This window comes from Bacteroidia bacterium (assembly GCA_023228875.1).
Taxonomy (GTDB): Bacteria; Bacteroidota; Bacteroidia; order NS11-12g; family UBA955; genus JALOAG01.
This window is the reverse complement of sequence record JALOAG010000001.1, coordinates 642,096-654,295: the sequence shown is the minus strand read 5'-3', so window position 1 is coordinate 654,295 and position 12,200 is coordinate 642,096. Positions and strand designations below refer to the sequence as shown.

Here is a 12,200-nt window from a genome sequence, read left to right as displayed (position 1 = left end):
AAAAAACTTTGGGTTGCCCTGCATACACATATAGCCCCGTATCTGAACCGAAAATAAAGCGGTTTAAAAAAGAACTGACCTTTACAGAAAGCGAAAAAAAGGCACAGATAGTTTACTTGTATGGGTTTCAATCTTGGGAGAAGGATGATGAAATTAAAGGAAGTGGTAATCACTTGTCTTTCGGGGATTTTGGATATGACCCAAGAATAGGAAGAAGATGGCGACCAGACCCATTAGCTCATGAATACCCAGACCTTAGTCCTTATGCTTTTGTTGCTAACAATCCTATTTATTATGTTGACCTTGACGGAAGAAAAATAATTGTTGCAGACAAGGCGCAACAAGCTGTTGTGATGGGTTATTTAAAAGACCAGTTTGGAGCAGATATTTTCAAGTTTAACAAAAGAGGAGAGTTAAAACTTGACAAAAAAGCTTTTAAAGCTGCTCAAGGTGGTTTTGTACAAGAGCAATCAGATATCGCAAAGGGGCTGACAGAGGTTATAAAAAGTGATAGAGTTATTGAAGCAATTATATATTCTGATAATAATATTAATTTTTCAAGAAATCCTATGGTTCCAGTACAAACTACTGACCCAGTAACAGGAGAAACAAGAACAGAATATAAACCCATGTTTGAAGGGGGTAAAGGAGTCGTAATTCCCGAATTAAATCAAGAAGGAATAACTCTGTATATTGACGGAGATAATCGGGCATTTATTTTGATTAATCAAAAGCTGAGTAAAAACGGAACATTTAAAGCAGATGGAGGCGGTGAAACTACACCATGTGAAAGTTGCATTTTTATACATGAAGCATTAGACCACGGTTTAGATTATGTTAGAACAGGTTCGGTAAATGAACCAGCAGGAGACACTAAAAAAGACCATGTTAAATTTCATAATAAATCATTAAAAAATAAAGGCTCAAAAGAAAGAACAGGAGAAGACCATGAATAAATTAAGTCTAAAAATATTAATGTTTTTGGTTTGCTCTTTAAGTGGTACTTACGCAACAAACGCACAAAATGAAATTGAAATAATAACTGTGCAAAAGAAAAAGCGAAAAATAAATTTCACTTTAATCAATAAAAGTGTTATTCCTTTTGAGATTGAGAATATACCTGCTTCATTTAAAAAAGGGGTGTACACCCCTTTTTACTATTCGTTTATAAGTGATACACTACAAATTAAACTAATAAAATCAGATAAGTTTATACAGACAGGACACCCCCTTACTGATAGTATTAGAATTGAAGGGGAAACAGCAAATAGGAAGACTATCGTTTATCCTGATGAAAAACTTTTGCTTTCTATACCATATGATAAGAGCCACAAAACAAGAGTAATAGAATTAATACTATCAGAAACCCAAGTATTATACCACACGATAGATTAAAAAGCCCTTTTCCGTCCGTTTTCCTGTTCCGGTAATGTTTGGTAATGTTTCAGACATGTTGATTTGGCATTTTGGAAATCGTAAACAATTGAAAACAAGCACTATTTGAATCGTAACAAGAGATAAAAGAACAACCCTGTGGGTTGTTCTTTTATTTTTACCCACCTTAAATCATTTAAAAATGGTGAAAAAACTACCTCGTGTATCCAATGTGGTGGTGGTTGGCTATGTCGGTTTCTCTCCCTGGATGCTGGAGAATATTTATGCTGCTTACAGCGGATTAAAATCTCAGGCAACAGCCATGTACCTGTTGCCTTATTTTTCAACACTTACCTACAATTATTTCGGCTCTACTACTTTGTGGAGCATGATTGACGCAACAGGCGAAATGACAAGGGCAGAAATGCTGGAATTCTATTATGGACACAATGCCCAGATGTTTATGCGCAAGGCTTTGCGCGCGCACCCCACGGGTTTTTGTGTGCTTAATGCACCAATTGAATTGAATTTGCTGAACAACAAAGCAGATATTGTGGGTTATTTTGACCAGCAGGCATTGGACGATTTGATGGAATACCTCGCGGGGCTATATACGGCAAAGGTGGAGATTTTTGCGGTGGAGGAGTTTCATCTCTACGGCAGCAGCCGATTGGGGGTACACAAAACAAAATTCACTTTGGTGGAAACAGATGAGGAAGAAACTATTATATTTGAAGCGGAGGTTGATATGGAATATAAGCAACACTACATAGGTCAGAAAGGATTTGAGTTGAGTAATCACCTTGGTAATGTGTTGGTTGTGGTAACAGACAGACCGATTCCTGTGGAAGACACTTTGGTGAGTGGAACGGTGGGGTATTTTGAAGCGGAGATAATAAGCATCAGTGACTATTACGCCTTCGGGGCGATTATGCCGGGAAGAAACTACAATGCTGGAGATTATGAATATGGGTTTAATGGAAAACGTATGGATAATGAAATCAAAGGCATTGGTAATAGCGTTGATTTTGGATCGAGAATTTATGATCCTCGAACTGGTAAGTTTTTAAGTATCGATCCTCGTTGGAAGGAATTTCCAGCGAATAGCCCTTTTTGTTATGCAGCGAATAATCCCGTTCGGTTAGTTGATGTTGAAGGCGAAGGCCCTGGTGATCCAATATTTTCTTTTGGATTTAAATCGGATTTTTCTTTTAAAGCAACCACGAGTGTAGGAATTTTTGCTTCAGTTACTTGGAAACAAACCCAAGTTGGTTTTAATAGTATATCAATGGAAGGAGGAGCTAGAGGGGAACTAAATCTTTATTCTAGGAAATGGGGTAATGGTGGAGTTGGTGTAGATGGAAGTGCTCAAGCTTTTTTTGGAGTAAGTGTTGGCCCTAATATGACTCCTGCCTATAGAGGTTTTGTTAATGGTGGACATCAGTTTGCAGGTAGTGGTGTTGGTTCTACCTCGTCCAGTGGAACAATTGGATGGAATCAAACATTTCAATTTGGAAGTAATGTAAGTGGGGAGAATATCAATCAAAGAATAGGCGGACCTTATTTAAGGGGAGATTGGAAGTCTGGTAGCTTACTAGTTTCTCACTTAAATGATATGTGGGGAGATGGAAGAGATGGTTATGACGGGGCAAATGGTCATGCAACCTACACTAACTTTGGAGCTAATACCTGGCAAGCAGGATATAGTTTTCAAATTGTAACGCCACAACCTAATTTTATTGGAGGAGATGTGCACAATAGAGAAACCTCTCTTGATGGTAAATCGTATGTTACATCTAATAGTAATGTTAATTATTTTCAAGAGTCTTCGTTAAATTTTCAAATGCAAACAAACTCTGGTGTTTTAGGTGGGGGATTGACAAGTAGAGGTAATTGGACACAGGGCTTTTGGCAAAATCATGTTGCTCACAAAGATGGAAATTTGTACCCAATATTTAAAAACACAGGAACATCAGGGTTTAAACCTGGTTTTAAATTAAATTATACTAGTCCACTATTTAAAAAGCAATAGCATCAATGACGATTAATATTAAAATATTGTCATTTATAGCATTAGCAATGCTTTTAAATGGCTGTTCTTGGCTAATGATAGGCACTCATCCTAAACCTGCGTCATACAAATACTATTCTAAGGATTTTAAATTGCAAGTAAACGCAGCGTTAAAGACAGATGGATTTTATTATTATAATTATATAGATAAAAAAAGCGGGGAATCTTATTATTCCTATTTAAGATTTTATAATGACGGAAAGGTCAATTATAAGATTACCAAAGGAACACCTGAAATAATAAAAGAAAGTTATTGGCCTTTTAATGATGTCTACGGTTATTATCACTTAGATGGAAATCATATTACATATGAGTTAAAATCTAACTATGGGACATATAGGCACGGAGAAGGAGAGGTAATTAATGATAGCCTTTCCTTAAAAATCCTTGATAAGAGGAGTAATGGAGATACTACATATTACTGTAAGTATATCTTTCATTCAGGTTTTGCCCAATAACCGGTAATGTTTCAGACATGTTGATTTGATATTTCGGCAATCGTAAACAATTGAAAACAAGCACTATTTGAATCTTAACAAGAGATAAAAGAACAATCCTGTGGGTTGTTCTTTTATTTTTACCCACCTTAAATCATTTAAAAATGGTGAAAAATACTACCTCGTGTATCAAATGTGGTGATAGCGAAAAATCAATGGTAAAAAACGGAAAAAGCCAAGCGGGTAAACAACGATATATTTGCAAGTCCTGTGGCAAAACCCGTGTAGAAAGCTACACTTACAACGCCTACATCCCAAATATCAACTCCCAAATCATTACCCTTACCAAAGAAGGCATGGGCATCCGCAGCACGGCAAGAGTGCTGCACATATCACCCACTACCTTACTAAGGCGTATTGTCGCCATATCTCAAAGCATCAGGCAGCCACCTGTTCCCAAAAACAAAAGCTATGAAGTAGATGAAATCCGTACCTTTCTCAAATCCAAAAGCCAACAGATATGGATTGTGTATGCCTTAGAAAAAGCAACCAGACGGATAGTAAGCTTTGCAGTCGGGTCAAGAAGCAACAGAACCCTCAACATAGTTTTGGACACATTGCATTTAGCCCAAGCCCAAAGCATTTTTACCGATGGGCTTAAAAACTACCGATACCTTATTGCAAAAGCCGTTCATCGGGTAAGGCAATTCGGCACTAACAGCATAGAAAGAAACAATCTCACGCTAAGAACGCATCTGAAAAGGCTAAATCGCAGAACTATCTGTTTTTCAAGAAGTGCGGCAATGCTGCTTGCCGTGCTGAAAATCTATTTTTGGAGTTGAATGCTCCTGTGAATAGATTTATATAGAATGAAGTAAAATGAAATGCTTTGCATTGTTTTATATGGATTTGAACAAAATGAATTGGTTGCAGGGAGAGCATATATAGCCCAAATCTTCTGTGAGCAGATAGTTTTATTCAGCACACTTTTTTCGTTTAGAGTGTGATGCGTAAATGGATAGTTTTCAGTACGTTACAATCTGCAATTCAATAGTTCACTTTATATATACCTTTACAAACTTTTTAAGAGAAGAAAAAAAGAAAAGATAAAGACCCGAAAGACTTTGCAGTAAAAGGTTTTTAGCTCTTATTCCCCTGCGTTTTGGGAATAAGGGTAATCTGACTACTTGTGCTTATTAACTGAAAGGAGTAGATACTGATTGTGAATGTAAGAAAATAAATGCTTTAAAAGGTTCGACACTTTATTCATGCGGGCTACTAACAGGACAGGTCGTCAAAATTGACGACCTGTTTTGTTTTATCTGATTGTAACTCGCTGGTATTTACATGAAATCAGTAATAACAGACCTATTAATAATCTTCGCGGACTCATTCCGTTTGTATCCGTCAGGCATTAAGTGCCTCTTCCTAAAAATTATTACAGGTTAAAGATTAAATCCTGTTATTTGTTTTTATATGCTTAGTCCAGCAATGACTTTACTTTCTTTTTCCATTTTTACACATTTTTGTGTAAACCTATTTTAGGACAAGAGAATTACTATTTTTTAAGTCTGGCTACAATCTTGTCCACTAGCAATACCATAACCGGTACAGCAATCAAGGTTAAGAAGGTGGCAAATGTTAATCCAAATATAACAGTCCAAGCCATGGGTCCCCAGAAGTTTGCACTATCACCTCCAATAAAGAACTGAGGATCAAAATTGTTAAGGAGTGAAACAAAATCTATGTTCATTCCTATTGCCATAGGCACAATACCCAGTATGGTTGTAATTGCGGTCAACAATACCGGGCGTAAACGAGTTTTACCTGCACGTGCTAATATCGATGGCACTTCAGAAACCGGCAAAGGTTCATCTTTCTTTAATCCCAACTCCGCTTTCCTGTTTGACTTTAACAGATTGGTGTAATCAATCAATAAAATACCATTGTTTACAACCACACCTGCAAGTGAAATTATACCGATACCACACATTAGAATAACAAAGTCCATACCCGCTAATCCGAAGCCTAAGAACACCCCTATTGTACTAAACACAACAGTTACCATGATAACCAACGGGTAAATAATCGAGTTAAATTGAGTAACAATGATGAGGAAGATTAGGAATACGGCAAACATCATCGCTTGCATCATAAAGCTTGCAGACTCATTTTGTTTATCCATTTCACCGGTAAACTTGTATGAGAAACCTGTCTCCATCGGGATAGTTTTTAAGATTTGTTTGTATTTATTTACAATATCTGTGGGACTATAACCATCTTTTACTTCTGAAAAAATAGTTACAACACGTTCCATTCCTAAGCGTTTGATTGTCCCGTAGGAGCTTGTATATTCAATAGAACAAACGGTTGATACAGGCACTTGTACCATTTGTCCTTTGAAATTTCTAAAAGTAATTTTGAGATTAAGCAAACTGCTTAAATTATATCGGTACTCATCTTTAAGTCTTACTTCAATGGGATAATCATCTTCTCCCTCTTTGTACTTAGATGCTTCTTTGCCCAATAACGCAGTACGAAGTGCCATTGCAATTTGTCCGGTTGAGATACCAAATCTGCTTGCAGCATCGCGATTAACACGGATAAGCAATTCCGGTTTATCTAACTCTAAATCAGTTTTTAGTTTATCTACACCGGGCACATCGGCATCTTCCATTACTTTCTTTACTTTTTCAACTAACACAATCAACTTGCTATAATCTTCCCCCTTTATTTCAAGATTAATTGGTTTACCTACCGGAGGACCTTGTCTGTCTTTGGCAACAGTAACGCTTGCAGCAGTATAGCTTGACACTGATTCTCTGATTTTCTCCATCAAAAACTTAGTAGAAACCTTAGAAATAAACACACGTTTATCTGCTTCAATAAAAGAAACCGTAATACGAGCTTTATTGGGCGAGCTACCTGCTTGGGGTCCATCAGAAGGGTCTGCTGTTTTTTCACCTACCTGAGCTAAAATTGCCTCTACTATATTCATATTCCCTTCCAACGCTTTGCGAACTTTCTGCTCAAGTTCAAGGGTAATTTTATTGGTTGTCTCTATATCTGTGCCTAAAGGTGCGTCAATAAACAGACTGACTGTCCTTGGTTCGTTTTCTGGGAAAAATAAGACTCTGGGTTTTGACAGTCCAAAAATGGTATAACTGACAATCATCAAGACAATGATTCCAAGAAAAATCCAAACGGGGTTTCTTTTACTTAGTGCAATATCAATAATGTGAGAATATCCGTTCTCAACCTTTACCATCAATTTTTCTTTGAAATAGTCAATAACGCGCAATAAGACAAATCGATAAAACAAACTAAACATGGCGGCAAACAAGAACACCCCACCCCAAACAGAAAGACCTTGATAACCCATTGATGTCGCAGCGACTTTCAACAAAATGCCAATGACAATTAAAGCAATAGTTCGTAGCCAGAACTTCTTTGGCGCGCTTGCTTTGTCATTTTCAATTTTCATAAATCGTTGTGTAATCACCGGATTCACAACCAATGCTACAAAAACTGAAGCAGATAACACAATAATCAAAGTTATGGGTAATAACTTCATGAACTCTCCAATGATATCTTTCCAAAACAACAGTGGAATAAAAGCAGCTAAGGTAGTTACTGTACTTCCAATGATTGGAATTGCAACTTCACCCACCCCAAACTTAGAGGCTTTACGATTGCTTTTGGTTAAATCTGTTCTCCAACGATAGATGTTTTCAACCACCACAATACTATTGTCCACCAACATTCCTAAAGCAAGAATGAGTGAAAACAAGATAATCATATTCAGTGTATAACCAAAGGCATTCAAAATTGCAATACCTAAAAACATAGAGAGCGGGATTGCAATACCGACAAACATAGCACTACGTAATCCAAGGAAAAGCATCAACACAAACACAACCAGTAACACCGCCATGATAATGCTATTTTCTAAGTTTGCAACAATGTTCTTTGTATGCAAACTCTGGTCATTGGTAATTGTTACTTCCAATCCATCGGGAAATTTCTTTTCTTTTGCTTTGGCTACCAAGTCTTTGATTTTATCGGCAGCTGCAATCAAATTCTGACCACTTCGTTTTTTAATGTCCAAAGTCAGCACTTTCTGACCATTTAACCGCGCAAAACTTGTAGGCTCAACAGCTCCAAAACTTATATCAGCAATATCTTTTAAATATACGATTTCTTGGTTTTCATGTTTAACAATAATATTTCCTATCTCTCTCCAATTTTTAAACTCTCCTTCTACTCTCAAAGATCTTCTGCCTGCTCCTTGTCCGGTAATTGTCTTCACCTCACCACCCGACATTGAAATATTTTCATTTTTAATTGCATTCTCAATATCATGAAAACTCACCAACAATGCTTCCATTTTAAACATATCTACGCTCACTTTCACCTCGTTGTCAAGCAAACCACTGATTGGAGCTTCGGATATTTCAGGCAATCCTTCAATTTCATCTTGCAGATATTCTGCATTTTCCTTCATTTCATTATCGGGCAAATTGCCATAGATATTGACATTCATGATTGGAAATTCAGAAAAATCTAACTCAAAAATATTGGGTTCAGCATCTAAGTCATTGGGCAAGTCAGACTTGGCTTTGTCCACTGCATCTTTGGTATCTTGCAATGCTTTGTCAGCAGCTATATCTAAATCAAATTCAACAATGATGATAGAAAAATCTTGCTTGGAATAGGACTTTAATTTATTTACACCTTTGAGTGATTTGAGTTGTTTCTCAATGGGTCGTGTAACTAAGTTTTCGATATCTGCGGGTGAATTACCAAAATAAGGAGTATTAATATAAATGGTGGGTTGTTTGAGTTCAGGGAAACTTTCTTTAGGCATTGTGATATAACTCACTGTACCCACAATAGCCAGCAAAATCACCATTAAATATACGCTTGTACTGTTTTTTAGCGCAAGGTTTGAAGGAAAGAACTCCTTTAGTTTTATTTTCTTTTTACTCATTACAAAAAGTTGCTAAATATATTAATCCTCGGTTGCCAATTTCACTTTATCGCCTTCTCCAACACTATTATAGCCTTTCACAATCAACAAATCTCCGCTATTCAACCCTGATTCCACAATTGACACATCGGCACCGTAGCGTTTAATTGTAATGCTTCTTTTATGCACCAATAGAGCACTATCTGTTGCAGTTGCAACAAAGACATAAGGGTTGTCTGCCGCATCACGCTTAATCAATTGTGAAGGAATTGTAATCACATTGGTATCTTTAAAATCATCAGCAGAAACCACTGCAAGCAAATTAGGTTTCAATACTACCTCTTTGCTCTTAGGTCTAATAAAAACCTGAAAAGTTCTGTTTCCGGCATTAATTACTTCACCCACTGCATCTATTGTTTCGGAAACAGTCTTGCCCAAACTTGGATATGTAACATTCACTTTTTCGCCTTTGGCAAACACCCCTACATAAGATTCCGGAACTTGCACCACTACTTTCATTTCACCCTCATTTACCAATCTAAGTAAAGGTTGTCCCGGTGTAGTGAGCGCTCCCACTGTTGTCATAACTGCATCAATCTTTCCGCTAAAAGGCGCTTTAATATAAAATTTAGACAATCGTACATTGGCTGAATTCAATTGCCTATGCAAAGATTCATAGCGATTCTTAGCTTCCAAATATTGCATTTCTGTTCCGATATTTTGTTCCCTTAGGCGCTTGTATTTTCCATAAACATTCTCTGCCAAATCAAGTGCATTTTTAATTTCTGCAATTTGAGCTTCTATAATGGTTGCATCTAATCTTACTAATAACTGCCCTGCGGAAACTTTTTGACCTTCTTTTACCAGTACATCAACAACGGCACCTCCATTTTCAGCACTCAGCAACACATTTTGTTCTGACTCAACGGTTGCTTGAAATTCAGATTGACTTGCATAGTCACCCGTCTGTAAGGTGTCAACTTCAACAGAAATCAGAAATTCCTCTTGTTTTGAATCGTCTCCTAATTCAATTTCAAGTTGTTGAATTTTCTCGTTGAGCTTTACGGCTTCGAGTTTGTACTTCTCCAACAATTTCTTTTTGGATTCAATATCATTCTTAGAGGTACAAGATGCAAGAACAATCAGAGTAAGGGCAATAATGTTATATTTTTTCATGGGTTATTAAGTTGAATTTGTGTTTTAAAATGAGACATTGTCTCCGTTTGCGATTATTAAGTTAAGACGATTTGTAAGCACTTCGTAAATGGCTTCTAAATAATTGGTTTGGGCATTTTTTAAATCTTGGTTTGCTGTAACCACCTCTAAGTTAGACCCCACGCCTTCTTGGTATTTTTTAAGGGTGGTTTCATTGATTTTTTTAGCTAATTCAAAATTGGCTTTTTGAATTTCCAACATTGACAAAGAAATATTGTATTCCTTTTCTGCCTTCACTCGTTCCATTTTGAGCATGTTTGCGGTATAGTTGTAGTTCAATTCAGCTTGTTGTAAGGTAATTTTTGCCTGACGTGTTTGGTGTATCTTCATTCCGCTGGAGAAAATAGGAACTTGAATGGTAACCCCATACAAAAACGTATTTAACCAAGGATCAAAGGTGAGTTTGCTGCCATAAAACTGCTCTTGATAGTTTGCGAACCCTCTAATAGAAGGATAATATTGTACTTTGTGTTTGCTAACATCGAGCTTGTATAATGACTTTTGGGTTTCAAGTATTTTTAATTCAAGGCGGTTATTCACATTACCTACTCCAAGCACCTTTCCTTCTTGTAAATATTTGGCATATAGAGCTTCTAAATTCTCTTCCAAAACAAGAGGCATATCTAATTCTAAGCCTAAATATGTTTTGAGTAAATTGAGTGTAATTTCAGCAGCGTTTTGCAACTTAATTTTTTGTACTTGCAGATTAGAAACAGTGAGCTTCAGACGTTCTACTTCAAGACTTTCCACAAACCCTTCTTTGTACATTGCCTCAGTTTCAGTTAAGGTTTGTGACAGTGTTTTGAGATTTTCGTCAAGTAAAGTCAGATTCTCCTTGCTGATTAAAGCCAGAAAATATGCTTTAGCCACATTTACTTTCAAATCTTGTTCATTTTTCTGATGTGTTCGTATAGCCAAGGCTTTATATTCTTTTGCAGCTTTTAACCCTACAAAATAGCTTCCGTCAAAAATGAGTTGATTGAGCTGTAATCCTCCGGTTACTTGATACCTTGTTCCCACTTTAATCGGTTTTTGTTCTCCGGTCATTGGGTCAGGGAATACAAATACGGGCAATTTTACATTATCTCTAAAATCTGCACTGCCATTGAGTTGGGGAAATCCAGAAGCTGTAATCTCTTTGATTCTATAATTGGCTTTGGTAATATCCAGTTGGCTCGCTTGTATTTGTTCGTTATGTTCCAACGCATACTGAATTGCCCCGCTGAGCGTGAGTTTGAGTGTGTCAGCGGCTTTTGCCTGCAACGCTAAACTTAGGCAAATTAGGGTTGCAGATAGTTTATTTCTCATTTTTGTTAAGTAAGTTTTCTAATTCTTTGATTCCTTTTGATGTACATACAGCTCTCATGTGATACATCAATAATTCCGAAAAACGTTTTTCAGCTTTGTTTTCGGCTTGAATAGCAATAGGGTTTGACATAAATTCAATTGAATTAAAATGAAGTTTACATACCAGTCTGATATTCAACTCAGCCCTATAAAGTCCTTCATCAATCCCCTTTTTCATGTTGCGCACAAACTCCTCTTCTATAAACTTCTCTATTGACTCATTAAAAGATTGGTATAAGTCAAAATAATATTTTTTCAAATCATACAGCAGAGTAGGTTTGGTATCGCGAAGACGGTTGACCATTTTAAAAAAATGTGTCATAATCTCTTCAATAGCGTTCTGATTCTCATTTTGAATTTTCAAAATATATTCTCGCACCCTGATTGCCCTTCGTTTTAATACTTGGTTGATTAAATCCGATTTACTTTCAAAATACTGATAAAGAGTCTTTTTAGAAACAGAGAGTTCAGATGCTACACTATCCATGCTTACCTCTTTAATACCGGAGCGATTAAACATTTTTTCTGCTTGGATAAGTATATTTTCTTTGGTGTCTTCCATCGCCATTTTTTCGGGGCGCAAATATAACTCAATATCACTCCAAGAAACTTTGACAACGCAAATAGTTTCCAAAATAGAAAATATTTCGACTAAATGAATTTTACAATCAATCATCGAGCTACAAATCATCATGTATTGGAAAATTATAAATCAGATATTTAAATATTCCAACATTCATTTAGCCAATCCGAACGAATACTTTTCTGCTTGTTACTTTGAAAGCAA

Annotated in this window: 9 protein-coding genes; 5 read left to right on the top strand and 4 right to left on the bottom strand. The window is 36.5% G+C overall.

Going from position 1 to position 12,200, the window contains the following annotated elements; all coding sequences use genetic code 11:
* The 5 genes from M0R38_03030 to M0R38_03010 form a co-directional block, all read left to right on the top strand.
* The coding region (locus M0R38_03030) for a hypothetical protein (protein MCK9480719.1) at positions 1-956 on the top strand (956 nt) is incomplete at its 5' end.
* The gene (locus M0R38_03025) at positions 949-1,395 is read left to right on the top strand and encodes a hypothetical protein (GenBank protein ID MCK9480718.1); all 447 of its coding nucleotides are present in this window, start codon (positions 949-951) and stop codon (positions 1,393-1,395) included. The genes M0R38_03030 and M0R38_03025, both read left to right, overlap by 8 nt.
* Before the next feature lie 181 nt (positions 1,396-1,576).
* Positions 1,577-3,406: a hypothetical protein gene (locus tag M0R38_03020; GenBank protein ID MCK9480717.1), complete on the top strand. Its 1,830-nt coding sequence runs from the start codon at positions 1,577-1,579 to the stop codon at positions 3,404-3,406.
* A 5-nt stretch (positions 3,407-3,411) separates the two neighbouring features.
* Positions 3,412-3,903, top strand: coding sequence for a hypothetical protein (locus tag M0R38_03015; protein MCK9480716.1), 492 nt, complete (start codon positions 3,412-3,414; stop codon positions 3,901-3,903).
* Positions 3,904-4,046: 143 nt separating this feature from the next.
* A complete protein-coding gene (locus M0R38_03010; protein ID MCK9480715.1) occupies positions 4,047-4,724 on the top strand; it encodes an IS1 family transposase in 678 nt (225 codons plus the stop codon).
* Between the two features lie 716 nt (positions 4,725-5,440).
* Here the strand turns inward: M0R38_03010 and M0R38_03005 are convergent.
* Genes M0R38_03005 through M0R38_02990 form a run of 4 tightly spaced genes read right to left on the bottom strand, consistent with a single transcriptional unit; the run spans position 5,441 to position 12,107 of the window.
* On the bottom strand, positions 5,441-8,872 hold the full coding sequence (locus tag M0R38_03005) for an efflux RND transporter permease subunit (GenBank protein MCK9480714.1): 3,432 nt from the start codon (positions 8,870-8,872) through the stop codon (positions 5,441-5,443).
* A 21-nt stretch (positions 8,873-8,893) separates the two neighbouring features.
* Positions 8,894-10,027: an efflux RND transporter periplasmic adaptor subunit gene (locus tag M0R38_03000; GenBank protein MCK9480713.1), complete on the bottom strand. Its 1,134-nt coding sequence runs from the start codon at positions 10,025-10,027 to the stop codon at positions 8,894-8,896.
* Positions 10,028-10,051: 24 nt separating this feature from the next.
* Positions 10,052-11,374 (bottom strand): TolC family protein, encoded by a 1,323-nt coding sequence (locus M0R38_02995; protein MCK9480712.1) that lies wholly within the window; start codon positions 11,372-11,374, stop codon positions 10,052-10,054.
* On the bottom strand, positions 11,364-12,107 hold the full coding sequence (locus M0R38_02990) for a TetR/AcrR family transcriptional regulator (GenBank protein ID MCK9480711.1): 744 nt from the start codon (positions 12,105-12,107) through the stop codon (positions 11,364-11,366). Before M0R38_02990 ends, M0R38_02995 begins: the two co-directional genes overlap by 11 nt.
* Positions 12,108-12,200: the final 93 nt, after the last annotated feature.

Coding starts and splice junctions, on each gene's coding strand:
- M0R38_02990 (MCK9480711.1), bottom strand. CDS start 12,107: ATGATGATTTGTAGCTCGATGATTGATTGTAAAATTCATTTAGTCGAA.
- M0R38_03020 (MCK9480717.1), top strand. CDS start 1,577: ATGGTGAAAAAACTACCTCGTGTATCCAATGTGGTGGTGGTTGGCTAT.
- M0R38_03010 (MCK9480715.1), top strand. CDS start 4,047: ATGGTGAAAAATACTACCTCGTGTATCAAATGTGGTGATAGCGAAAAA.
- M0R38_03005 (MCK9480714.1), bottom strand. CDS start 8,872: ATGAGTAAAAAGAAAATAAAACTAAAGGAGTTCTTTCCTTCAAACCTT.
- M0R38_03000 (MCK9480713.1), bottom strand. CDS start 10,027: ATGAAAAAATATAACATTATTGCCCTTACTCTGATTGTTCTTGCATCT.
- M0R38_03015 (MCK9480716.1), top strand. CDS start 3,412: ATGACGATTAATATTAAAATATTGTCATTTATAGCATTAGCAATGCTT.
- M0R38_03025 (MCK9480718.1), top strand. CDS start 949: ATGAATAAATTAAGTCTAAAAATATTAATGTTTTTGGTTTGCTCTTTA.
- M0R38_02995 (MCK9480712.1), bottom strand. CDS start 11,374: ATGAGAAATAAACTATCTGCAACCCTAATTTGCCTAAGTTTAGCGTTG.